This is a genomic window from Stenotrophomonas sp. Steno-C18 (assembly GCF_056393195.1).
This window is the reverse complement of record NZ_JBWJOX010000010.1, coordinates 116681-140957: the sequence shown is the minus strand read 5'-3', so window position 1 is coordinate 140957 and position 24277 is coordinate 116681. Positions and strand designations below refer to the sequence as shown.

Here is a 24277-nt window from a genome sequence, read left to right as displayed (position 1 = left end):
GGAGCGGTCGTCCTGATGCCGTTGTACCGCTACAAGGCACTGGATGCCCATGGCGAACTGCTGGACGGGCAGATGGAGGCGGCCAGCGATGCGGACGTGATCGCGCGCCTGCAGGAGCAGGGCCACATGCCGGTCGAGGCGAAGCTGGCGACCGGTTCGGCGTTCGAGGGCGCCAGCTGGAAGCAGTGGCGGCAACGCCCGTTCGCCGGCGCCATGCTGGTGCAGTTCACCCAGCAGCTGGCCACGCTGCTGGGTGCCGGCCAGCCCTTGGACCGTGCGCTGGGCATCCTGCTGGAAGCGCCGGAGGACGCGCGTTCGCGCCGCGTCATCGCCGACATCCGCGACACCGTGCGTGGCGGTGCCCCGCTGTCGCAGGCGTTGGAACGCCAGCATGGGCTGTTCTCGCGGCTGTACGTGAACATGGTGCGCGCCGGCGAAGCCGGCGGCAGCCTGCATGAAACCCTGCAGCGCCTGGCCGATTACCTGGAGCGCAGCCAGGAGCTGAAGGGCAGGGTGATCAACGCGATGATCTACCCGGCCATCCTGCTGGTGGTGGTCGGTGGCGCGCTGCTGTTCCTGCTGGGCTACGTGGTGCCGCAGTTCGCGCAGATGTACGAAAGCCTGGACGTGACCCTGCCCTGGTTCACCCGCGCGGTGCTGGAGATCGGCCTGCTGGTGCGCCAGGGCTGGATCGTGTTCATCGTGGTGCCGGCGCTGGCGCTGCTGTGGATGGAGCGCAAGCGCCGTGATGCCGCGTTCCGCCTGGCCTTCGATGCCTGGCTGCTGAAGCGGCCGGTGGTCGGGCCGCTGGTGGCGCGGCTGGAGACCGCGCGGCTCAGCCGCACGCTGGGCACGTTGCTGCGCAACGGCGTGCCCTTGCTGGCCGGGCTGGGCATCGCCCGCAACGTGCTGGGCAACCGCGCCCTGGCCGGCGACGTGGCCGAGGCCGCCGAAGCGGTGAAGAACGGTGCCGGCTTGTCCGGCGCGTTGTCGCGCAACGGCCGCTTCCCGCGGCTGGCGCTGCAGATGATCCAGGTGGGCGAGGAGTCCGGCACGCTGGAAAGCATGCTGCTCAGGACCGCCGACACCTTCGACGTGGAAACCGCCCGCAGCATCGACCGCATGCTCGCCGCGCTGGTGCCGGTGATCACCCTGCTGCTCGCCTCGGTGGTGGGCGTGGTGATCATCGCGGTACTGGTGCCGCTGTACGACCTGACCAACGCCATTGGCTGACCCCCGACCTCGCCGACAAGGAAACCTGCATGAAGCGAACCATCCGACAACCGTCGTTCCACGCGCGCCAGGCCGGCATGAGCCTGCTGGAGATCATCATCGTCATCGTGCTGATCGGCGCGGTGCTGACCCTGGTCGGCAGCCGCGTGCTCGGCGGCGCCGACCGCGGCAAGGCCAACCTGGCCAAGACCCAGATCCAGACGCTCAGCGGCAAGGTGGAGAACTTCAAGCTCGATACCGGCCGCCTGCCGGCCAAGCTCGACGACCTGGCCACCCAGCCCGGTGGTGTCAGTGGCTGGCTCGGCCCGTACGCCAAGCCGGCCGAGTTCAATGACCCGTGGGGCAACCCGGTGCAGTACCGCGCGCCGGGCGAAGGCCAGCCGTTCGACCTGATCAGCCTGGGCGCCGATGGCCAGCCGGGCGGCGACAGCTACAACGCGGACATCCGCAACCAGTAAGCGGCCATGCCTGCGCTGACCGCCCCGTTCCGGCCGCGCCGCCTGCCCGCAGGCGTGCGGGCGCGCATGTCCGGCGTGTCGCTGCTGGAGATGCTGCTGGTGCTGGCGCTGGTGGCCGCCATCGCGCTGGTCGCGGCGATGGCGATGAGCGGCGGGCTGGAAGGCATGAAGCTGCGCTCGGCCGGCAAGGAGGTCGCCGCCGAACTGCGCTACGCACGCACCCGCGCCATCGCCACCGGCCGGCCGCAGGCGTTCGCGCTGGACGTGCGCACGCGCCGCTGGACCGGCCCCGGTGGTCGCCACGGTGAACTGCCCGACACGCTGTCGGTGCGTTACACCGGCGCGCGCCAGGCCCAGGTGCGCGGCGACGAGGGCGTGGTGCGGTTCTTCGAGGACGGCGCATCGACCGGAGGGCGCATCGAGTTGAGCGCGCGCTCGGCGGTGTGGCGCATCGACGTGGGCTGGATCACCGGCGAGGTGCGTTCGGGCCTGTTGCAGGGGGCGGTGCAATGAAGCGGCAGCGAGGGTTCTCGTTGATCGAGGTGATCGTCGCCTTCGCGCTGATGGCGCTGGCCGCCACCTTGCTGCTGGGCAGTCTTTCCGGTGCGGCGCGCCAGGTCGGCATGGCCGAGCACCAGGGCCGTGCGTCGCTGCACGCGCAGTCGCTGCTCGCCGGCGCCGGCATCGATGCACCGCTGGCCGCGGGCGTGCGCCAGGGCGAATGGGAGCAGGGGCGGTACCGCTGGACCCTGCAGGTGACGCCATTCGTCGAGCCGCGCCAACCGCAATCGCGGTTGTGGCTGCTGGACCTGCAGGTGCGCTGGGGCGATGCCGCGGCCGAACAACTGCGCTGGCGCACGTTGCGGCTTCGTGCCACGGGCATGGAGGGCACGCAATGAGGCCGGGCCATCCCGTGCGTGGCTTCACCCTGATCGAAGTGCTGCTGGCCACCACGCTGCTGGCGGCCGGCATGGCGTTGGCGTTCGCCATCGTGCGCTCGACCCTGGCGATCAGCACGCGCGGTGAACTGATCGCCAGCCAGAACGAACGCATGCGTGGCGTGGAGGGTTTCCTGCGCCGGCGCCTGATGGCGACGCTGACCCAGCCGTTGCCGGCTGAACCTGGCTCGCTCAGTGCCGTGGCGGTGATGTTCGATGGCCAGCCACAGCAGATGCGCTTCGTCGCCGACGTGCCGGGCTACCTGGGCCGTGGCGGTCCGTACCTGCATGACCTGCAGGTCAGCGGCGACGGCGTCAGGCAGCAGCTGCGCATCGACCTGACCCTGCTGCAGAACGGCCAGCCGTTGCCGGAGAACCCGCCACGCGGCAGCGAGCTGCTGGTCGACGGGCTCCGGCAGGTTCGCCTGCAGTACCGCGGCATCGACCCGCAGAGCGGGACGATGGGGCCATGGCAGGAGCGCTGGAACGTGCCGGGACGGATGCCGGCCCTGGTCGCCATCGACATCGTGCCGGCCGAAGGTGCGGCCTGGCCGACGCTGGTGGTGGCGGTGCCGCAGTACGGCGCCACCCCGGGAGGCTGGCGATGAGGACACGCGGCGCGGCGCTGGTGCTGGTGCTGTGGCTGGTGGCGCTGCTGACTGCCACCATCGGCGCGTTCGCGTTGAGCGCGCGGGTGGAATACATGCAGGGCAAGGTGACGGCGGACCTCGGCGCAGGCCAGGAGATCGCCCATGCCGGCGTGGACTACGCGCTGTCGCGCATGCGCGCCACGCCGACCCAACCGGCCTGGCACGCCGATGGCCGCCGCTACCGCTGGCAGTTCGATGGGCGCACGGTGGAGCTGCGCGTCATCGACGAGGCCGGCAAGGTCGACCTGAACCAGGCCGACCGCCCCCTGCTCGAAGGCCTGCTGCGGGCGCTGGGGGTGGAAGCCACGCGCGCCACGCAGGTGGCCGGCGCGGTGCTGGACTGGCGCGACGTCGACGACCTGCGCCAGCCCAGCGGCGGCGCGGAAAGCGCCGACTATGCCGCGGCGGGGTATCCCTATCCGGCCAAGAACGCCCGCTTCGACAGCATCGGCGAACTGCAACGCCTGATCGGCATGGATGCGGACCTGTACGAGCAGTTGGCCCCGTTGGTGACGGTCTACGGCCAGGCGCGGCCGGATGCGCGCTTGGCCCAGGCACCGGTACTGACCGCGATGGGCATGGACGCGGCGCTGGTCATCGCCGCGCGTGAACGCGAAACCCCCGGGGGTGGCGGTGCGGTGGGAGGCGGCAGCGGCATTTATAGTGTCGACAGCCGCGTGCGGATGGGGGACGAACGCGAAGCGGTGCTGCGCACGGTGGTGCGGCTGGCGCCGGAAGGCGCCGCCGGCATGCCGTATACGGTGGTGCGGTGGGAACAGGGAGCGGTATCGAGATGACGGCGTTGCGGGAAAGACTGGGACAGCTGGGGACGCGCATCGCGCCGGGGGCCGGGGGCTTCTGGTCGTGGTGGGTGTCCTCGCTGCAGTCGTGGTTGCCGGCGCGCTGGCGCCTGCTGCTGGGGGTGTCCGGTGCGCGGGTGCTGTTGTCGCCGCAGGGCGGGCAGGTACACGTGCTGCAGGCGCAGGGCGCCGAAGCGCTGTTGCAGCAGTCGCTGCAGGCACCGTTGTTGCCGGAAGCACTGGAGGCCGCATTGTCGCCGCGCGATGCGCGGCTGCCGCGTTGCGCGCTGCTGCCGGCCGGCAAGGCGTTGCGCAAGCCGATTCGCCTGCCGGCCGCCGCCGACGGCCGCCTGCATGACGTGCTGCGCTTCGAGATCGACCGGCAGACCCCCTTCACCGCCGAGCAGGTGTACTTCGACGTGCGATTGCTGGGGCGGCAGGCCGATGGCCAGCTGGACGTCGAGCTGGTGGTGGCGCCGCGCACCGTGGTGGAAACCCTGCTGCTGCCACGCGAGGCGTGGCAGGGCCAGCTGGATGGCGTGGACGTGGCCGATGCCCAGGGCCAGCCGCTGGGCGTGAACCTGTTGCCGGCGGCACTGCGCCGGCAGCGCCAGGACCCGATGCGCCGGCTCAACCGCATGCTGGTGCTGGGCAGCGCGGTGCTGCTGGTCCTGGCCGGTTGGCAACTGCTGGACAACCGTCGCCAGGCCGCGGCCACGCTCGCCGCGCAGGTGGAAGCGGCCTCGGTGCGTGCACGCGCCGTGGCCACGCAGCGGCAGCAGCTGCAGGACCTGGTCGATGGCCAGGCCTTCTTCGCCCAGCAACGGGCCGCCCAGCCCACCGCCACCGAAGTGATCAACGAACTCAGCCAGCGCCTGGACGACGACACCTCGCTGGAAAAGCTGTCCATCGAAGCCGGTCGCATGCAACTGATCGGCATGAGCCGCAGTTCCTCCTCGCTGGTGTCCCGGCTGGAGGGTTCCAGCCTGTGGAAGACGCCTTCGTTGACCGGCGTGCTGCAGGCCGGCGGCAGCGACCGGCGCGAACGTTTCACCCTGACCGCCGAGCTGCTGGCGCCACGGAAGGAGGCCGCCGATGGCGCCGCAACCCGCACCCCGTGACCGTTGGCTTGCGTTGGGCCTGCTGCTCGGCCTGGTTGGCCTGGCCTACCTGCTGCTGGTGCATCCGTTGTGGACGCAGCCGATGCGGGCGGTGGGCGAACAGATCGACGCGCTGCTCGAGCGCCGGCAGCGCATCGACATCCAGATCCGGCAGGCGCCGCAGGTGACGCAGCGGCTGCAGCAGGCACAGCAGGCGTTGGCCACCGAGCCCGGCTTCCTGCCGGAAACCTCGGTGGAGCTGGCCACCTCGCGGCTGGTGCAGCGGCTGGAGGAAGCCGCGCGCCAGGCCAGCCCCGACAACCGCAGCTGCGCGATCAGCGACCGTTCGCCGATGCCGGCCGATACCACCGGCCGCTTCGTGCGGGTGGCGGTGCAGGCACGCCTGCGCTGCGGCATGGCCGAATGGATGGCCGTGCTGCAGGCGCTGGAAACCGGCGCACCGCAGCTGCGCGTGGACCGGTTGGACATCCTGTCCTCGCCCGGTGGCAGCGAAGGCAGCGTCGGGCTGGATGTCAGTTTCGAACTCAGCGGCTACCTGCCGCCCGGCGTGGTGGCCGGCGCCAACCCGGAGGTGACCAATGCGCCCTGACGTGGCGGGCCTGCGGACCTGGTGGTTGGCCGCGTTGGGCGGCTGGGCGTTGGCGGTGTGGACGGCCACGCTGTTCGGGCTGGGCGGCCGCATCGGCAATCCCGCCACGGCGCTGGAGGTGCCGGCACTGCCGGCCGTGCCGGCGGCCGACCCGCCGCGTGCCACGGCCACCGACAATGCCGAAGCCATGGCGCGGCCCTTGTTCGCCAACGACCGGCGCCCGCACCCGTTCGTGCTGGGCGACGGCACCGAGCCGGCGGCGGTGGCCAGCGTGCGCCTGACCGGCGTGCTGATCACCCCGGGCATGGAGATGGCGACGCTGACCACCGAACAGGGCCAGTCGCTGCGGTTGCGGGTGGGCGGCGAGGCGCAGTCGGGTTGGCAACTGCTGTCGCTGCAGCCGCGTGCGGCGGTGGTCAGCGGGCCGTCGGGCACCTTGAACCTGGAACTGCAGGTGTTCAGCGGCAGTGGCAAGCCGGAAGGCGTGCCGCCGCCCGGTGCCGCACCCACGCCGCAGGTCCCGCCACCACCGCTGCCACCGCCGCCGGCCAATGCCGCGGCCGAGCCGGCGGCGCCGACCGCCGAACAGATCCAGGCGATCCGTGATCGCATCCAGGCCCGCCGCAGGCAGGCGCAACAACAACAGGCCGGCGCCCCCGGCGGCCAGAAACCGTAGAGTGAGCGCATGACGTCACGCATAGTCCCCATCACCCTGCTGATCGGCGCCCTGAGCGGTTGCGCTACCACGCCGGTGCCCGAGATCCGGCGCAACGCGGCGGTGGGCAACGACATCGCCGCGCCGCAGGCCGGCGAACCGGCCACCACGCGCGGGTTGACCCCGACCGACGCCCCGCAGGAAGTGGAGGGCCAGAGCCGGGCCGTGATCCGCCGTGGCAATGGCACGGTGATCAACCGCGCTGCGGCTTCGGCGCCGGCGCCGTCCCTGTCGGCGGCCGGCAATGGCTCGGCGGTGTTCAACTTCGAAGGCGAGTCGGTGCAGGCCGTCACCAAGGCCATCCTCGGCGACATGCTGGGCCAGAACTACGTGATCGCACCGGGCGTGCAGGGCACGGTGACGCTGGCCACGCCCAAGCCGGTGTCGCCGGCGCAGGCGCTGAACCTGCTGGAGATGGTGCTGGGCTGGAACAACGCCCGGCTGGTGTTCAGCGGCGGCCGCTACAACGTGGTGCCGGCCGACCAGCCGTTGGCGGGCACCGTCGCACCAAGCACCGCGCCGGCCTCGGCCGCGCGTGGCTACGAAGTACGGGTGGTGCCGCTGCAGTACATCTCCGCCAGCGAGATGGAGAAGGTGCTCAAGCCCTACGCGCGGCCCAATGCCATCGTCGGCATCGACGGCTCGCGCAACGTCATCACCCTGGGCGGCACCCGCACCGAGCTGGAGAACTACCTGCGCACGGTCGAGATCTTCGACGTGGACTGGTTGTCGGGCATGTCGGTGGGCGTGTTCCCGCTGCAGTCCGGCCGCGCCTCGCAGGTGGCCAGTGACCTGGAGAAGGTGTTCGGCGAGGGCAGCAAGACGCCCAGCGCCGGCATGTTCCGTTTCATGCCGCTGGACAACGCCAACGCCGTGCTGGTGATCACCCCGCAGGCACGCTACCTGGACCAGATCCAGCAATGGCTGGACCGCATCGACAGCGCGGGCGGCACCGCGCGGTTGTTCTCCTACGAGCTGAAGTACATCAAGGCCAAGGACCTGGCCGATCGCCTAGCCGAAGTGTTCGGCGCGGGCAGTGGGTCGCGGGGGGCGTCCGACGGTGGGCCCTCGCTGGCACCGGGCGGCAGCGCGGTGTCGATGGGCGGCGGCACCTACGATCCGTCCTCCGGCCCGGACAGCAAGCTGTCGGGCGGCGACGGCAGCAGCTTCGCCGACAACGGCAATGGCGGCAGCCTCGGTGGCAGTGGCAGTGGCAGCAACGGCGGTGGTGGCAGCGGCGAGAGCCTGTCGCTGCCTTCGCGCGGCACCGGCAACGGCAGCGTGACGCTGGAAGTGGAGGGCGACCGCGTCGGCGTCTCGGCGGTGGAGGAAACCAACACGCTGCTGGTGCGCAGCACGCCACAGGCGTGGCGCTCGATCCGCGAGGTGGTCGAGAAGCTCGACGTGATGCCGATGCAGGTGCACATCGAGGCGCAGGTGGCCGAAGTCGCGTTGACCGGCGAGTTGAGCTACGGCGTGAACTGGTATTTCGAGCAGGCGGTCAATGCCGCCACCACTGCCGGTGGTGCAGGCCTGCCATCGGCACTGGGGCGCGGCATCTGGGGCGACATCTCCGGCGCGATACTGCCGGGTGACGGCAAGGGCGGTGGTGGCCTGAGCTGGACCTTCCTCGGCAAGAACGCCGCCGCGGTGATCACCGCGCTGGACCAGGTCACCGACGTGCGCCTGCTGCAGACGCCCTCGGTGTTCGTGCGCAACAACGCGGTGGCCACGTTGAACGTGGGCAGCAAGATCCCGGTGTATTCGGTGTCGGTATCGGGCATCAGCGACAACCAGTACGCGCAGGTGCAGTACCTGGAAACCGGCACCATCCTCAAGGTGCGGCCACGCGTGACCCGCGATGGCATGGTGTTCCTGGACATCGTGCAGGAGGTCAGCTCGCCCGAAGGTGATCCCGACGAGAACGGCAACGTGCGCATCAACACGCGTCGCATGAAGACCGAGGCCGCCGTGAATGCCGGCGACACCGTCATGTTGGGCGGCCTGATCGAGGACAGCGCCACCAAGGGCTCCTCGGGTTTGCCGGGGTTGAGCCGGCTGCCGGTGATTGGTGGCCTGTTCGGCCGCAAGACCCAGAACAGCCGCCGCAGCGAGGTGATTGTGCTGCTGACCCCGACCATCGTGCGCAATCCGCAGGAAGCACGGAACCTCACCGACGAATACGGCAGCAAGTTCCGCGCCCTGGACCCGATCAACAAGCCCAAGGCGGGCCACTGAGCATGGGCCTGCCCGTCATCCTGTTGCCGGTAGGCGTGGATGACACGGCCCTGGATGCCTGCCTGGCGGCGCTGGAAGCATCCACGCCGGCCGGCACGCCGGTATGGCTGGCCGACGATGGCCAGTCCGGTCCGCGCGGGCAGGCGGTGATCGAGCACTGGCTGGCGCATACGCGCCTGCAGGCCGAATACACCCGGCGCCCGCGGCCGATCGGCGAATCGGCGCATCTGGACCAGATGCTGCAGGCCTGCGGCGATGCCGACGTGGCGGTGCTGGCCCCCAACGCGGTGCCGGGCAGTGGCTGGCTGCAGCAGCTCAGCGAGTGTTTCGCGCGCGATGCGGCCATCGCCACCGCCACGCCCTGGAGCAACGCCGGCGAAACCGTGTCCTGGCCGCGCGCCGGCGAGGTCAATCCACTGCCGGTCGACCCGCAACGCATGGCGTTGGCGCTGGCGGCGATGCCGTTGCTGCATCCGGAACTGCCGTCGGCGGTGACCCACGCGGTGTTGATACGCGGCAGTGCGCGTCGTCGTGCCGGCGGCCTGGACATCCACAGCTATGGCTCGTGGTACGCCGCGCTGGTCGACCTGAGCCTGCGCATGAGCGGGCTGGGCTGGCGCAACGTGCTGTGCGACAACGCCTTCGTCGGCCGCGCCGGCGAAGGGCAGCCGGGCGATGGCGACATGGAGGTGCTGGCCAATCGCTGGCCGACATGGACCGCGCGGCTGGCCGGCTTCCTGATGGATGACCCGCTGCAGGCCCATCGCGCGCTGCTGCAGCAGCTGGTCGAGCAGGCGATAATGCCGCAAGCCCAGCGCGACCTGTTCGATGCCTGCGGTTCCCTTCCAGGCGCGGAGCCGTTGTGAGTCAGTCGATTGCCGTTGTCGTCGTCAGCTACCAGAGCGCGAGTACCTTGGACGAATGCCTGGCGCGACTGCGCGCCGCGCAGGATGTCACCGAGATCCGCGTGGTCGACAACGCCTCGTTCGACGGCTCGCTGGAGATCGCCCAGCGCCACGCGCTCGCCGATGCGCGCGTGCGCTTCATCGCCAACCCCGACAACCCCGGCACCGCCTGCAACCAGGGCGCGGCCGAATGCCACGCGGCGTGGCAGGCGTTCGTCAACCCGGACCTGATGGTCGAGCCGGACACGCTGGCGCGCCTGCGCGACCTCGGCCTGCCGTTGGGTGATTGCCTGCTGGGCGTGGAACAGGTGGACGAGCAGGGGCTGGCGGATGCGGCGGTGCGCCGTCGCGATCCGGATTTCGCCGCGATGCTGCGCCATCCGGGCGCTGGCGTGCGGTTGTCGATCGAGGCCGATCGTTCGGCGCCGCTGCAGGTGGTGCCGGCGTTGTCCGGGGCGCTGCTGTTGATGCCGCGCAGCCTGTTCCAGCGCCTGGGCGGATGGGACGAGGGCTACCGGCTGCATGCCGAGGACCTGGACCTGTGCCGTCGCGCCCGAGAGGCGGGCGCGACCGTGGCCATCGCCAACGCGCTGCAGGTATTGCATGTGCGCGGCGTGTCCAGCCGCGCGCGGCCGTTCTTCGTGGAGTGGCACAAGCACCGTGGCCTGTGGCGCTACTTCCGCAAGTTCGAGGCCCCGCGGCGCAGCCTGCCGGTACGGGTGGGCGTGTGGGGCGTGATCTGGGCGCATGCGGCCCTGCAGGTGCCGCGCCTGCTGTTGCGCTGAGCCCGATCAACGCAACGCGCGCAGCCCCGGGCGCCGGTACGCAATCCCGGCGCTTCCGGCAGGTCATGCCGGGATTGCATCCCGCCCGCGTTGGATCTGCCACGTGGACCGGAACGGACGTACTCCAGGGGCGCGGGGCCGCATGGCCTGCAAGCCAGGCTGAACGGGTCGTCCGGGCTGCTGCACGGATTGCCACCGGCCCCGGCGCATAATGTGGGCATGATCATCCAATCCCTGCTCGACACCGACCTCTACAAGTTCACGATGATGCAGGCGGTGCTGCACCAGTACCCCGGCGCCATCGTCCAGTACCGGTTCAAGTGCCGCACGCCGGGCATCGACCTGGCCCGCTACATCGACCAGATCAACGCCGAGATCGATCACCTGTGCAGCCTGCGCTTCAGCGCCGAGGAACTGGAGTACATGCGCCGGCTGCGTTTCGTGAAGCCGGACTTCGTCGATTTCCTGGGCCTGTTCCACCTGGACCGCAAGTACATCACGCTGCGCCCGTCGAGCACGGTGCCGGGCGAGATCGAGCTGGACATCACCGGCCCATGGCTGCACACCATCATGTTCGAGGTGCCGCTGCTGGCGATCATCAACGAAGTATGGTTCCGCAACACCACCACGCCCGACTTCGCCGAAGGCGAGCGTCGCCTGCAGGCCAAGACCGCGCTGCTGCGCGACACGCCGGGCTTCGCGAACTGCCGCATCGCCGACTACGGCTCGCGCCGCCGCTATTCGCGGCAATGGCACGGCACCATGCTGCCGATGCTGCGCGATGCGCTCGGCCCGCAGTTCGTCGGCACCAGCAATGTGCACTTCGCGCGCCTGTACGGCATGACCCCGCACGGCACGATGGCGCACGAGTACCTGCAGGCGTTCCAGGCGCTGGGGCCGCGCCTGCGTGATTCGCAGGTGGCGGCGTTGGAGTCGTGGGCGCGCGAGTACCGCGGCGACCTCGGCATCGCGCTGTCCGACGTGGTTGGGCTGGAGGCCTTCCTGCGCGACTTCGACACCTACTTCTGCAAGCTGTTCGACGGCGTGCGCCATGATTCCGGCGACCCGTTCACGTGGGGCGACCGCATGCTGGCCCACTTCAAGGCCAACCGCACCGACCCGACCAGCAAGATCCTGGTGTTCAGCGACGGCCTGAACATCGAGAAGGTGATGCAGTTGTTCGATTACTTCCGTGGCCGCTGCCAGGTGGCGTTCGGGGTCGGCACGCACCTGACCAACGACCTGGGCCCAACCCCGCTGAACATCGTCATCAAGATGGTCCGCTGCAATGGCCAACCCGTCGCCAAGCTCAGTGATTCGCCGGGCAAGAGCATGTGCGATGACCCGGGTTACCTGGCCTATCTGCGCCAGGTATTCGAGCTCAAGTGAGCGCCTGGCGTCACTTTGTGACGAAGACATGGACAAAGCTGGCCTGCGAATGAACGCAGGCCGGTAAGGAAAATTCCGACTTCCAAACGTGAAGGGCGTCACGCTATTGTATTGCCATTGGGACAGGCAATGCGGTTTGATCGATCACAGGAGTGGGATCTGATCCGTTTTGCCCAATGGGGGGAAGGCGGGCTACCGCGTGGTTGAGCCGTTTGTCGTGCAGGTTGTCATGACAGGTCCGGATTGCCAGGTGGTGGCTGGCCGTCTTTCGGATTCGTCGACGAAGGCCAAGCCTCGTAATGCGCTTACCGTTTTCAGAAGCATTGTTTGCGAACACTCGGCCCGCGGTGACGCGTTGGTCGCGATTGATGGCGCGCGTGTTCCACTTCTGTGCGGCGATGGCGCCGGCGCTGCTGATCCTGTGGTTGATGCAGGTGCATGCCGGTGGCGCGATCCGCACCTATCTCGCGCTCTCCGCCGCCGCGGGCCTGCTCACCGTGCTGGTGTTCGGCGCCTTCGGCCTGTACGGGCGCGAGATGTTCAGCAACCAGCTGATGCTGCGCACGACGGTGGTGGCGTGGTCGGCCAGCTTCGGACTGGTGTTGCTGCTGCACACGCTGTTCCGGGTGATCGCCTACCTGCCGATCAAGATGGCCGTGCTCTGGTACGGGGCCACCTTGCTGCTGTTGCTGGCCGGGCGGCTGGTGATGCTGATCTTCTTCCAGCGGCAGATACGCCAGGGCCACTTCGTGGGCCGTTCGGTGATCCTCGGTGCGACCGAGAACGGTGGCCGCCTGGCCCGCCACATGCAGCAGAACGCGGACATCAGCTCCGGCCTGCTGGGCTTCATCGATGACCGCGCGCCGGACCGCATCGACTCCAGCCTGCGCCCGCAGCTGATCGGCAACTTCGCGTTGCTGGAGCAGCTGATCCGCGCCAACGAGGTCGACCAGGTGCTGATGGCGCTGCCGGCCAGCGCCGAAAGCCGCAACCACCACTACGTCGCGCTGCTGCGCAAGATGCCGGTGGAGGTGTTCCTGGTGCCGGAGATGCAGGCCTTCAACTATGCGCTGCCGCGCGTGGCCGAGATCTCCGACGTGCCGATGCTGGTGGTGTCCGAGCCGCCGCTGCAGGGCTGGGCGCCGGCCTACAAGCGTGCCGAGGACCTGGTGCTGGCGTCGCTGGCGCTGCTGTTGCTGTCACCGCTGATGGTGCTGGTGGCGGCGCTGATCAAGCTGGATTCGCGCGGGCCGGTGCTGTTCCGGCAGCGCCGCTACGGCTACAACCAGCAGCTGATCGAGGTCTACAAGTTCCGCTCGATGTACCACGACCAGCGCGACATGGACGCCGCGGTGCAGACCCGCGCAGGCGACCCGCGCGTGACCCGGGTCGGCCGCTTCATCCGCAAGAGCAGCATCGACGAGCTGCCGCAGTTGTTCAACGTGCTGGCCGGCAGCATGTCGATGGTGGGCCCACGCCCGCATGCCACTGCGACCAAGGCGGCCGACATCCCGTTCGAGGAGGCCGTGGCCGATTACGTGGCCCGGCACAAGGTCAAGCCCGGCATCACCGGGTTGGCGCAGGTGCATGGCTATCGCGGCGAGACCGACACGCTGGAGAAGATCCAGAAGCGCGTGGAGTACGACCTGGCCTATATCGAGAACTGGTCGCTGGGCTTGGACATCTTCATCCTGCTGCGCACCCTGCCGGCGGTCCTGTCGATGAAGGCGGCGTACTGATGGCCGCCCGGCGCGTGGTGCTGGTGATCCCGGTGCGCAACGGCGAGCCGTTCCTGGAGCGCATGTTGCCGGCGCTGCGGGCGCAGAGCCTGCAGCCGGACGAGATCCTGGTCATCGACAGCGCCTCGCGTGACCAGAGCGTGGCGCGCTGGCGTGCGTTCGGCGCACGCGTGGTGGAGATCGACGCGGCCACCTTCAACCACGGCGGTACGCGCGGCTGGGCGTCCACGCTGGTTGAGGCCGACGTGCTGATCTACATGACCCAGGACGCGATCCCGGTGCCGCCGGACGCGTTGGCCAGGCTGGTCGACGGCCTGTATGCGGCCGATGACATCGGCGTGGCCTACGGGCGCCAGCTGCCGCATCCGGAGGCCGGCGTGCTGGCGCGGCATGCACGGGCGTTCAATTACCCGGCGCAGGGGCGCATCAAGCGCCTGGCCGATGCCGGCGAGCTGGGCATCAAGACCTGCTTCTCCTCCGATGCGTTCTGCGCCTACCGCATGGACGCGCTGGTCGCGGTGGGTGGCTTCCCGCAGGACGTGATCGGCAGCGAGGACGCGCACGTGGCAGGGCGCATGCTGTTGGATGGCTATGCGGTGAACTACGTCGCCGACGCGCAGGCCTGGCATTCGCACGACTACTCCATCGCCGAGGAGTTCCGCCGCTACTTCGACATCGGCGTGTTCTATTCGCGCGAGCGCTGGATCGCCGAGCGCTTCGGGCGCGCCGGCGGCGAGGGCGGGCGCTTCGTCAGGTCGGAGCTGGCTGCGCTGCGGCGCGAGCGGCAGTGGATGCGGGTTCCCGGCGCACTGTTACGCAGTGCTGCGAAACTGTTGGGTTATCGATTGGGGCACCTGGAACGCAGGCTGCCATTGGCGGTCAAGCGCAGGGTCAGCATGTTCCCCGGTTACTGGAGGCAGCAGTGAATACGAGCAGAGTGATGGTGATGGCGTTGTTGGCGATGCTGTGCACGGCGTGCGCGATGCCCAACGTCGTCAAGCTGCCTTCGGGCAAGGTGATCGAGCAGGGCCAGATCACCAACTTCAGCCCCGAGCAGTTGCCGGCGCCGGTGCTGCGGGTCTACACCGGCGACGTGCTGCGGATCGTGCGCGATGCGCAGACCCCGGCCGAGAAGGATGAGGCCACGCTGTACCGGGTGCGCCCGGACGGGATGATCGCCTATCCGTTCATCGGCACGGTCAAGGCCGGTGGCCGCACTCCGGAGGACGTGGGCGATGAGATCACCCGGCGGCTGGATGCGATCTACCGCGAACCGAAGGTGACGGTGAACATCGCCGAGGCGCCCGGCAGCCGCGTCTACGTGGGCGGCGCGGTGCGCAACCCGGGCGTGTTCGACCTGGGCTCGACGGTCAATGTCGCCCAGGCCATCACCGCCACCGGCGGCGTGCTGCCCACCGCCGACAGCCGCCACGTGGCGCTGGTGCGCCAGGACGAGCAGGGCATGCAGCAGGTGTACTTCTTCGACTACGCGGCGCTGCTGGGCGCCGGTACCAATGGCAGCCGCAGCATCGGGCTGCAGCGCGGTGACCTGGTGTTCGTGCCGAGCTCGCGCATCGGCAATGCAATCCAGCGCGTGGACATGTACGTCGGCCAGCTGCTGATGTTCCGTGGTTTCGGCGCGTCGGCGAACTACCAGATCAACGAACCTTCCTACAAGATCAACACCCCCGACGGGAGCGTCCCGTGATCGAGATCCGTAGCCTGCGCGACGCGCTGCGCCTGCTCTTCATCTTCGGCAGGGAGTTCAAGCTCGCCCTGCTGGCGACCCTGGCCGTGGTGATCCTGGGCGCGTTCCTGCTGCCCAACCGCTACGTCTCCGATGCCCGCCTGCTGGTCAAGCCGACCGAGAGCGCCAGCGTGCAGCTGCCGGTGCAACCGGGCCCGGACGCCGGCTTCGTGCAGCAGAGCCCGCAGCGCGACCCGCTGCTGGACGAGGAGAAGATGGCCACCAGTGCACCGGTGATGCTGAAGGTGGCGCAGACCTACCTGGCGATGTCCTCGGTGCCGCCGAAGGGGGGCTGGGCCCTGTTCAAGTTCCGCATGGGCCAGGCGCTGTCCTGGTGCAAGGAGATGCTGCGCAACGTGCTGGTCGGCATCGGCCTGATGGACGAGGCGCCGGTGGCGGACCGACTGGCCGCACGCCTGGCCAAGAAGCTGCAGGTCAGCCATGACCCCGGCTCCAACGTGATGGAGATGCGGGTCAGCTGGAACGACCCGCACGTGGCCCAGGGCATTTCCCGCGCCTGGGTGGATGCCTACTTCGACGAGCGCGCCAAGGCCGCCGGCGGCGAGGCGTTGTTCAATTTCTACGAAGAACAGAACCGCGAGCTCAACGACAGCATCATCGCGCTCAAGCGCCAGCTGCGCGAGCAGTTGCGGGTGATCGACGCCACCAGCGTGGAGCAGCGCATTGAGGACGTCACCGACCAGCTGCAGAAGCTGTACCGCCAGCGCCGCGAGCTGCAGGCCGAGCGCGAGGCGCTGGTGGGCATCCTTGGCTCGGCCGGCCGGCAGCTGCCGGCGGTGGCCGGTGAGGTGGTGACCGAGCGCGAGATCAGCCTCAATCCGGAGCGCGAGGACCTGAAGCTGAAGTTGAACGGGCTCAAGCAGCAACGCCTGGACCTGTTGCGCAACTTCAAGGAAGGCGCACCGCCGGTGCGTGCGCTGGACGAGAGCATCGCCGCGCTGGAAGCGGAGATCAACGGCGTGGACGGCAACGTGGTGCGCTCGCGCAACGTCGCGCCGAACGCGCTGGGTGCGCGCTTGCGCCAGGACATGCAGGACGCGCGCCTCAACGTGGCCAAGATCGATGCCAACGTCGCCGAGATCGACAGCCAGATCAAGCAGCTGCAGGGCGAGCGCGAGGAAGTGATGTCGGCCGAGCCGTCGCTGTCGCGGTTGAGCCTGGAGCTGTCCTCGGCGGAGAAGACCTTTGCCCAGTACTCGGACTACCTGCTGCGCGCACGCGTGATCCGCGACCTCAACCGTGCCCGGTTGAGCAACGTGGCGCTGGTCGGGCAGTCCAGCTTCACCCCGTCGCGCGTGTTCCCCAAGAGCATGCTGATGCTGCTGCTGTCGATTCCGGTGGCGTTCGCGGTGGCGCTGGTGGTGGTGTTTCTGCTGTACCTGATGGACCAGCGCATCCATGACGGCGGCCGCCTGGAGAAGACCCTGGGCGTGCCCTTGCTGGCGACGGTGCCGGAGATCCTGCACGACGTGGACGGCTCGCAGCCGCTGCGTGCCGCGCTGTACCGCATCTACTGCCGGCTGCCGCTGGAGCAGATCGCCGCGCAGGGGCTGTCGGTGGGCCTCACGTCCAGCCGCAGTGGCGAAGGCGTGAGCTTCATCGCCTCGCGCCTGGCCATCGTGCTGCGCCAGCAGGGCTACAGCGTGCGCGATGGCCAGCTGCCGGCCGGCCCCGGCGAGGTGGTGCTGGTGCAGGCACCGCCGGTCAGCGACGAGAACGCGCTGATCCAGCTGCGCGGCTGCGACCGCATCGTGCTGGTGGTGAAGACCCGCAGCACCACGCTACCGGCGGTGGAGAACGCGATCGCGCTGCTGCGCGACGCGCTGGGCCATGTCGATGGCGTGGTGCTGAACCGCCGCGTGTTCGAGATCCCGCCGCGTTACTGGAAGCCGATCAGCCGTTGGCTCGGGGCGTACTGAGTGCGGCTTGCCCTGCTCGCGCCGTTGCCGCCGTTGCAGAACGGCATCGCCGACTATGCACAGGCATGGATGACGGCCGTGCGCGGCACCGGGGTGGAGGTGGTGGTGCCGCCGCAGCGGCAAGGGCAATGGGACACCGCCGATGCCGGCTTCTGGCAGGGCATCGACGGGGTGCACGCCGAACTGGGCGGTGGCCGCGGGCCGGAGTTCGTGGCGCTGGAGCAATTGCGCGCACGCTTCCCGCGGCTGCCATTGAGCGCGACCGTGCATGACCCGGAGCGCCTGATCTGGCGTTCGCCCAGCCCGCCGCGCGGGCTGGGGCGCTGGCTGGCCGCCGCACCGCGGCCGTTGCCGCAGCTGCTGGCGCTGTCGCAGGACCGCCGCACGCTGGCGCGCGAACGCGCGTTGGCGCGTCAGCTCGATGCCGTGGTCACGCTGACCCGCACCGGCGGACAGGTGCTGGTCGAACGCATGCAGCTAGCCGCGGACAAGGTGCATTTCATCGCGCACGGCAATGGCGTGTTCGCGCCGCAGCCGTTGCCGGAGGCGACGCCGCTGCAGCTGCTGTACTTCGGTTTCATCTACCCGGGCAAGGGCATCGAGGACCTGCTCGATGCCCTGGCGCTGGTGCGCCGGCAACGGCCGGAGGCCGCGGTGCGCCTGACCATGGCCGGCGGCAGCGCGCCGGAGCTGGCCTTCGGCAGCCGCGGGGACTATGTGGCCGAACTGCGCGAGCGTGCGCAGCGGCTGGGCGTCGGTGACTGGATCCAGTGGCGGCTGGACCTGCCCGCCGCGCAGATCGTGTCCTGCGTGCAGGACCACCACGTGATGCTGCTGCCTTATCGCGATTCGAAGAAGCTGGCCCTGCTCGGGCGCATGCGTGGCACCAGTGGTGCGCTGTCCTGGGCCAATGCCTGCGGCCGGGGCGTGATCGCCTCCGATGCGCGTGCCTTTGCCGAGGAGGTGTCGCACGGCAACGGCGTGGTGTTCGCGCAGGGCGACCCCACCGCGCTGGCCGGGCGGATCATCGCGCTGGTCGATGCGCCGGCACAGGCCACGGCCTGGTCCGCCGGTGCCGCGGCGCTGGGACAACAACGGCAATGGCCGCGTATCGCCGCGCAGTTCGCGGCGCTGTTCGCCTCGTTGCAGGAGAGTGGACGATGAACCTTGCAACTGCCCGTCCCGCGAAACGGTGGTGGCGGCGCGCGGCGCTGCTGCTGGTGGCGCTGGCGGCCCTGCTCGGCGGGGTCAGTGCCTGTGCCAAGGGCGAACGCCCGGCGATGGAGCTGGTGCCGCCGCGCGCGGTGGAGTGGCGCGATTTCCTGGGCGTGAACGCGCATTTCCTCTGGTTCGAACCGGCGCGTTACCGGCAGCAGATGGACCAGCTGCAGGCGTTGGGCCTGCAATGGGTACGCGTGGACCTGCACTGGGACACCATCGAGCCGCGCGAAGGCGTGTTCCGCTGGGACGTGCTGGATCCGTTGATGGCCGAGATCCAGCGCCGTGGCCTGAAGGCCGAGGTGTACCTGGTGGGTTCGGCGCCGCATGCGACCTCGGCCCCGGCCGGCAGCCCGCATCCGGACCAGTACCCGCCCAAGGATCCGGCGCTGTACGCCAAGGCGCTGGTGCTGCTGGCCCAGCGCTACCCGCAGGTCGATGCCTGGCAGGTCTGGAACGAACCCAACCTGCCGGCGTTCTGGCGTCCGCGCGAGGACCCGGCGGCCTATGGCCGGTTGCTGCTGACCTCCGTCAACGCGATGCGCACCGGTGCGCCGGGCCGCCAGGTCGTGCTCGGCGGCATGGGCTACTTCAGCCAGATGCCGACCCGTGGCGGTGGCCTGATGGTGGAGGAGCTGGCCAAGGGCGGCCTGTATTCGCTGGACGTGATCACCGCCTACCACCCGTATTCGCTGTACCCGGAGGGCGACGACCCGAAGGCGATGGATTTCATCCTGCGTGCGCAGCAGGGCAACGCCGCGCTGCGCGCGGCCGGCGCACACGCCATCTGGGCCGACGAATGGGGCTGGTCGAGCTACGACGGTCCCAAGGAAGAGCAGCCGATCATCGGCGTGCAGGGCCAGGCCGACTACGTCACCCGCCGGCTGGCGCTGATGAGCGCGCTGGACTACGACAAGGTGTTCCTGTTCGCGTTGAGCGACCTGGACAGCCGCGCCGGCGCGCGCGACCGTCGCTACGGCCTGCTGGACGAACGCGCCCAGCCCAAGCCCGTCTACGCCGCCGTGCAGCGCATGCTGCGCCTGACCGGCCCCCGCATCACGCCGGGCAAGGCGCCGGCGCTGGCCACGGTGCCGCCGGGGTTGGTCAGCATCGCCTGGCAACGCGAGGATGGCCGTCGCCTGTGGTTCTTCTGGGCCGACGCGCCCGGCCAGGTGCAGCTGCGCGGCGTGGAGCATGCACAGCTGCACGATGTCCTGGGCGGTGGCGTGCGGGCATTGCAGGCCGACGCCGGCAGCCTGGCCGTGCCGGTCGGCACCACGCTGTCGATCCTGGAGTGGTGATGCGACCGCTGCGCCTGCTCTGGGTGATGCCGTACCTGCCGTGGCCGACCACCAGCGGTGGCAAGCTGCGCCAGTACCACCTGCTGCGTTGCCTGGCCGCACGCGGCCACCGCATCACATTGCTGGTGCAGAGCAAGGTGCCGCTGGACCGCCAGGCGCGCGAGCACCTGGAACCCCTGCTGGAGCGGCTGGTGGTGCTGGAGCGACGCCCGCTGAAATCCGTTCGCACCCTGACGGCGGCGCTGTTGTCGCCGGTGCCGTTGCTGGCCTCGGTCAACGGCCATGCACCGGCCTTCGCGCGGGCACTGGACCGCCTGCTGGCCGAGCCGTGGGACGTGGTGCAGCTGGAACACTCCTACATGTACGAACCGTGCCGCGCGCCGCTGCGCCGCCACCAGCGTGACTTCATCGTCAGCGAGCACAACGTGGAATCCACGCTGGCCGAGGTGACCTACAGTCGCCTGCCGGCGGTGCTGCGGCCCCTGGCCGGGCTCGACCGCGGGCGCTACCAGCGCTGGGAGCGGCAGGTGCTGTCGGCCGCGCGCAAGGTGATCGCATTGACCGGCGAGGATGCGCAGGTGTTTGCGCCGTACAGCCGGCAACCGGTGGCGGTGGTGGTCAACGGCACCGACACCGCGGCGTTCGCCGACGTGGTGCCTGATCCAGGGCAACGCCGCGTGCTGTTCATCGGCAACTTCGAGTACGCGCCCAACATCGATGCGGTGGAGTGGATGCTGGACGTGATCATGCCCGCGCTCTGGAAGCATTTGCCGGACGTGCGCCTGTGCCTGTGCGGGCACGCATTGCCGACGCAATGGGCCGGGCGCTGGACCGACCCGCGCATCGAGTGGCGCGGCTTCGTGCCGCGGCTGCAGGGCGTGCAGGCGCAGAGCAGTGTGTTCCTGGCCGCGTTGCGCGATGGCGGCGGGTCCAAGCTGAAGGTGCTGGAGGCGATGGCCGCCGGGCTGCCGCTGGTGGCCACGCCGCAGGCGGTGTCGGGCCTGGCCGTGCAGCCGGGGGTGCATTACGCCGGTGGCGCGCAGGCCGACGCGCTGGTGGCGGCGCTGCGGCAGCTGCTGGAGGATCCTGCCCAGGCACATGCCCTGGGCGAGGCCGGGCGCGACTACGTGCGCCAGCACCACGACTGGAGCCGCTCGGCCGACCAGCTCGAAGCCGTCTACGCGGAGCTGACATGCGCATAGGCATCGACTACCGCCCGGTGACCGCCGCGCCGTACTCGGGCATCGCCCGCCAGGTGCTGGCGCTGGAGCAGGCCCTGCTGGCCAGCGGTCGTGGCGAGCTGGTGCGTTTCAGCATGGCACCGCTGCAGCATCCGCACCGCGCGATCGCCTGCTGCCCCGCGCAGGACGTCCCGGCCGCGGGCCTGCACCGGCCGCAGGCGCGGCTGGCGTTCGAGGTCGGCTTCCTGCCCAAGGCGCTGGCCGGGCAGGGCATCGACCTGTACATCGCCACCGCCAACAGCGGCCTGCCGTGGCCGCGTCCGCGCGGGCTCAAGCACCAGGTGCAGCTGCTGCACGACCTGTTCCAGCTGACCCTGGCCGGGCGGCATGCCAGCTGGTTGCATGGGCGGGTGTACGGCACGATGGACAGGACGCTGATCGGCCACGCGCTGCGCGCGGCCGACGCGATCTGGACGCCGTCGCAGTACAGCGCGGGGCAGGCTGCGCGGCTGTTCCCGCGCAGCGCCGGCAAGCTCGCGGTGTTGCCCAATGCGGTGGCTGCCCTGGCCACGCCGGACCCCCTGCGTGACCCGACCCTGCCGCGCCGTTACTGGCTGGTGGTGGGCACCCGCGAGCCCCGCAAGAACATTCCCTTCCTGCTCGAACACTGGCAGGCCCTGCGTGACGGCGGCCTGCTGCTGCCGGACCTGGTGCTGGTGGGCGACCCGGGCGACGTGCCGGAATGGTTGGCCGACCTGCCGGGCCTGTACTGGCGCAGCGGCCTGAGCGATGCCGCGTTGTCGCGGCTGTACCACGACGCCGAACGGTTGTGGCACCCGGCTACTGCCGAGGGCTTCGGCCTGCCGGTGATCGAGGCGCTGGCCTGTGGCACCCCGGTGGCGGTGGCCACCGGCAGCGCGCTGGATGAAATCACCCCGCGCCAGGCGTTGCGTTTCGACCCCCGCGATGCCGACGCGCTGCGCGAAGCATTGCGGGATGCGGCCACCGGCCGGCGCGCGGAGGAAAGCGTTGCCGTGCTGCAGGCCGCGGCGGCGCGCTACGCGCCGGCGCACTACCAGCAGCGCGTGCTGCAGTTGCTGGACGAGGTGCTGCGGTGAAGCTGGGCACCACCGTCGCGGTGCTGTGCGGGGTGTTGTTCGGCAGCCTGCTGCTGGTGCTGCCGCCGTCCAAGTTCTTCGTGCTGCTGGCGGGCTTTCCGGCGGCGCTGGTGGTGCTGCGCTGGCCGGTGGTCGGCCTGTCCCTGTTCGCGTTGTCGGCCACGTTCATGCCGTACAGCACGTTGCAGGTCGGCATCCGCTTCACCGTGGCCGAGGCGATGCTGGGCCTGACCTGGGCCGGGGTGATGCTGCAGTTGTTCTTCCAGAAGCTGGAGCGTCCGGACTGGGGCGGGGTGGAGCGTTCGCTGCTGTTGTTGATGGCCTTCAGCGCGTTTCCGTTCCTGGTCGGCCAGGTGATGGTGGTGGCCGATGGCAATGGACCGGTGAACTGGGTGCGCTGGCTGGCCAACCTGTCGCCGCTGCTGCTGGCACCGTTGATGCTGTCGCAGCAGAAGCAACGCGAGCAGCTGATGGTGATGCTGCTGCTGGGCAACCTGGCCATGCTGCTGCTCTCGCTCGGCATGTTCATCAAGTCGCGCAGCGCGCTGGACATGATCCCGATCCTGGAGAAGGCGCGGTACGCGCACCCGGAAGCCCTGCTGGACATCTTCAGCGCCGAGAACGCGCGCCTGGGCACCCCGTGGGTGCATCCCAACCTGACCGGCGGCGCGATGGCCCTGTTCGTGCCGATGGCGGCGTTCCATGCCCTTTACCAGCACGGCTGGCGGCGCCTGCTCGGCGCGGCGGTGGCGGTGTTGGGCACGGCGGCGCTGCTGTTGAGCAGCTCGCGCGGCGCCATCCTGGCCATCGGCGTGATGCTGCTGTGGCTGTCGTGGCTGCGCGTGCCCTACGCGCGGGCGATGGTGCTGGCCGGGGTGCTGGGCGGCGTGGTGCTGGCGGTGAGCTACCCGCCGCTGCAGGACCGCCTGGCCACCATGTTCTCCTCCGACAATGCCAGTACCGAAGTGCGCGTGGACGAGTACAAGCGCTTCCCCGAGGCGGTGGCCCGCTATCCGCTGGGCATCGGCTTCCGTACCGAGCCGCCGGTCCCGGGCAGCGGCCTGCTCGGCATCTCCAACCTGTGGCTGTACTACATGTACAAGCTGGGCCTGCTCGGCATGCTGCTGTACGGCGTGGTGACCTGGCGCTGGTGGAAGCAGGTGCGTCCGCAGGGCAAGGTCACAGCCATCGATGCACGCAATGGCATGTGGATGGGCTGTACCACCGGCCTGCTGGCCGCGCTGGTCACCGGCCTGATCGATCACTACTACAGTTTCACCATGGTGCTGGTCGCACTGTTCTGGCTGGTGATGGGCATGGGGCTGCAGAGCGCCGCTGCCGTGCCGGCCGATGCGCCAGGCCGTCCGTCATCGTCTTCGAGGAAGCAGGCATGAGACATCGTATTTTCCATTCGACGGACCTGCGCTCGCGGCTGGGCGACTATGCCGCGCGCATGGGCGTGGACACGGCGGCGCTGCTGGCCGCCTACGAATGGCTGCTGGCCAACGAGGGCGCGTTCGAGGAACCCAGCGGCGACGAAGTACGCGTCTCGATCTGTTCGGTGGACATCGAGCCGACCCTGCAGGACCCGTTGGGCCGGCGCCTGTACCACGAGCTCAAGGGCGAGGTGCCCACCCAGCTGGTGCCGCGTTACGGCAAGAACTGGGCCACGCTGAAGGACCGTTGCCTGCGGCTGTGGGAACAGGTCTACAACATCGCCATCAACAAGGTGCCGTTCCACTGGGTGCGGCTGACCTGGCTGCGCATCGGCGGGGCGAAGATCGGCGAGGGCTCCACCATCTGGCGCAACACCGAGGTGCTGGGCGTGAACAACCTGGTGATCGGCAAGGACAGCGTCATCGCCTGGCATTGCCAGATCGACGCACGCGCCGGGCTGCGCATCGGCGACCACGTCGCCATCGCCTCGCACGTGCTGATCATCGCCGGCACCCATGACCTGACCGCGCCGGAGTTCTGGTCGGTGTCCGCGCCGATCGTGATCGAGGACTACGTGTGGATCGCCAGCCGCGCGCTGGTGGCGCATGGCGCGCACCTGGGACGCGGCTGCGTGATCACCGCCAACACCGTGGTCGCCAAGGAAGTCGCGCCCTACAAGATCATCGGCGGCAGCGGTGCCAAGCCGATGGGTGAGCGGCCGCACAACCTCAATTACAAGGTGGGCGGCAAGAACCTGCTGACCCTGCTGCACTGA

Annotated in this window: 23 protein-coding genes; all 23 read left to right on the top strand. The window is 69.6% G+C overall.

The genetic code is table 11. The features are described 5' to 3' along the window. Positions 1-15: 15 nt before the first annotated feature. The gene (gene xpsF, locus AC06FE_RS17755) at positions 16-1233 is read left to right on the top strand and encodes a type II secretion system protein XpsF (protein ID WP_132865045.1); all 1218 of its coding nucleotides are present in this window, start codon (positions 16-18) and stop codon (positions 1231-1233) included. 29 nt (positions 1234-1262) lie between these two features. Next, on the top strand, positions 1263-1691 hold the full coding sequence (gspG, locus tag AC06FE_RS17750; RefSeq protein ID WP_192286726.1) for a type II secretion system major pseudopilin GspG: 429 nt from the start codon (positions 1263-1265) through the stop codon (positions 1689-1691). A gap of 6 nt (positions 1692-1697) precedes the next feature. After that, positions 1698-2204, top strand: coding sequence for a type II secretion system protein XpsH (gene xpsH / locus AC06FE_RS17745; protein WP_478073783.1), 507 nt, complete (start codon positions 1698-1700; stop codon positions 2202-2204). Continuing rightward, a complete protein-coding gene (gene xpsI, locus AC06FE_RS17740; protein WP_192286725.1) occupies positions 2201-2590 on the top strand; it encodes a type II secretion system protein XpsI in 390 nt (129 codons plus the stop codon). Before xpsH ends, xpsI begins: the two co-directional genes overlap by 4 nt. Next, positions 2587-3237: a prepilin-type N-terminal cleavage/methylation domain-containing protein gene (locus AC06FE_RS17735; protein ID WP_478073782.1), complete on the top strand. Its 651-nt coding sequence runs from the start codon at positions 2587-2589 to the stop codon at positions 3235-3237. Before xpsI ends, AC06FE_RS17735 begins: the two co-directional genes overlap by 4 nt. Beyond that, positions 3234-4076: a type II secretion system minor pseudopilin gene (locus AC06FE_RS17730; RefSeq protein WP_478073781.1), complete on the top strand. Its 843-nt coding sequence runs from the start codon at positions 3234-3236 to the stop codon at positions 4074-4076. Before AC06FE_RS17735 ends, AC06FE_RS17730 begins: the two co-directional genes overlap by 4 nt. Continuing rightward, the gene (locus AC06FE_RS17725; protein WP_478073780.1) at positions 4073-5200 is read left to right on the top strand and encodes a PilN domain-containing protein; all 1128 of its coding nucleotides are present in this window, start codon (positions 4073-4075) and stop codon (positions 5198-5200) included. Before AC06FE_RS17730 ends, AC06FE_RS17725 begins: the two co-directional genes overlap by 4 nt. Continuing rightward, positions 5175-5789: a type II secretion system protein GspM gene (gene gspM, locus AC06FE_RS17720; RefSeq protein WP_446541953.1), complete on the top strand. Its 615-nt coding sequence runs from the start codon at positions 5175-5177 to the stop codon at positions 5787-5789. The genes AC06FE_RS17725 and gspM overlap by 26 nt, the downstream gene beginning before the upstream one ends. Beyond that, positions 5779-6465, top strand: coding sequence for a hypothetical protein (locus AC06FE_RS17715; protein WP_478073779.1), 687 nt, complete (start codon positions 5779-5781; stop codon positions 6463-6465). Before gspM ends, AC06FE_RS17715 begins: the two co-directional genes overlap by 11 nt. A gap of 9 nt (positions 6466-6474) precedes the next feature. Further along, positions 6475-8742, top strand: a complete 2268-nt coding sequence (gene gspD, locus AC06FE_RS17710; protein ID WP_478073778.1) for a type II secretion system secretin GspD — start codon at positions 6475-6477, stop codon at positions 8740-8742. 2 nt (positions 8743-8744) lie between these two features. Beyond that, complete coding sequence (locus tag AC06FE_RS17705; RefSeq protein WP_446541950.1) at positions 8745-9608, top strand: glycosyltransferase family 2 protein; 864 nt, start codon at positions 8745-8747, stop codon at positions 9606-9608. After that, positions 9605-10432, top strand: a complete 828-nt coding sequence (locus AC06FE_RS17700; protein ID WP_478073777.1) for a glycosyltransferase family 2 protein — start codon at positions 9605-9607, stop codon at positions 10430-10432. Before AC06FE_RS17705 ends, AC06FE_RS17700 begins: the two co-directional genes overlap by 4 nt. A gap of 219 nt (positions 10433-10651) precedes the next feature. After that, positions 10652-11821 (top strand): nicotinate phosphoribosyltransferase, encoded by a 1170-nt coding sequence (gene pncB, locus AC06FE_RS17695; protein WP_132865035.1) that lies wholly within the window; start codon positions 10652-10654, stop codon positions 11819-11821. A 368-nt stretch (positions 11822-12189) separates the two neighbouring features. After that, the gene (locus AC06FE_RS17690; RefSeq protein WP_225591605.1) at positions 12190-13560 is read left to right on the top strand and encodes an undecaprenyl-phosphate glucose phosphotransferase; all 1371 of its coding nucleotides are present in this window, start codon (positions 12190-12192) and stop codon (positions 13558-13560) included. After that, positions 13560-14486 carry a glycosyltransferase family 2 protein gene (locus AC06FE_RS17685; RefSeq protein ID WP_478073776.1) on the top strand — a complete coding sequence of 309 codons (927 nt, stop codon included), beginning with the start codon at positions 13560-13562 and terminating at the stop codon, positions 14484-14486. Before AC06FE_RS17690 ends, AC06FE_RS17685 begins: the two co-directional genes overlap by 1 nt. Further along, entirely contained in the window at positions 14483-15268 is a 786-nt protein-coding gene (locus AC06FE_RS17680; protein WP_478073775.1) for a polysaccharide biosynthesis/export family protein, read from the top strand. Before AC06FE_RS17685 ends, AC06FE_RS17680 begins: the two co-directional genes overlap by 4 nt. Further along, positions 15265-17247: a GumC family protein gene (locus AC06FE_RS17675; protein ID WP_478073774.1), complete on the top strand. Its 1983-nt coding sequence runs from the start codon at positions 15265-15267 to the stop codon at positions 17245-17247. Before AC06FE_RS17680 ends, AC06FE_RS17675 begins: the two co-directional genes overlap by 4 nt. After that, positions 17248-18411, top strand: coding sequence for a glycosyltransferase (locus AC06FE_RS17670; protein ID WP_478073773.1), 1164 nt, complete (start codon positions 17248-17250; stop codon positions 18409-18411). Then, positions 18408-19766, top strand: coding sequence for a beta-galactosidase (locus AC06FE_RS17665; RefSeq protein WP_478073772.1), 1359 nt, complete (start codon positions 18408-18410; stop codon positions 19764-19766). The genes AC06FE_RS17670 and AC06FE_RS17665 overlap by 4 nt, the downstream gene beginning before the upstream one ends. Next, the gene (locus AC06FE_RS17660) at positions 19766-20968 is read left to right on the top strand and encodes a glycosyltransferase family 4 protein (protein ID WP_478073771.1); all 1203 of its coding nucleotides are present in this window, start codon (positions 19766-19768) and stop codon (positions 20966-20968) included. The genes AC06FE_RS17665 and AC06FE_RS17660 overlap by 1 nt, the downstream gene beginning before the upstream one ends. Beyond that, positions 20959-22065 (top strand): glycosyltransferase family 4 protein, encoded by a 1107-nt coding sequence (locus AC06FE_RS17655; RefSeq protein ID WP_478073770.1) that lies wholly within the window; start codon positions 20959-20961, stop codon positions 22063-22065. The genes AC06FE_RS17660 and AC06FE_RS17655 overlap by 10 nt, the downstream gene beginning before the upstream one ends. After that, positions 22062-23459 (top strand): O-antigen ligase family protein, encoded by a 1398-nt coding sequence (locus AC06FE_RS17650; protein ID WP_313252749.1) that lies wholly within the window; start codon positions 22062-22064, stop codon positions 23457-23459. The genes AC06FE_RS17655 and AC06FE_RS17650 overlap by 4 nt, the downstream gene beginning before the upstream one ends. Then, positions 23456-24277 carry an acyltransferase gene (locus AC06FE_RS17645; RefSeq protein WP_478073769.1) on the top strand — a complete coding sequence of 274 codons (822 nt, stop codon included), beginning with the start codon at positions 23456-23458 and terminating at the stop codon, positions 24275-24277. The genes AC06FE_RS17650 and AC06FE_RS17645 overlap by 4 nt, the downstream gene beginning before the upstream one ends.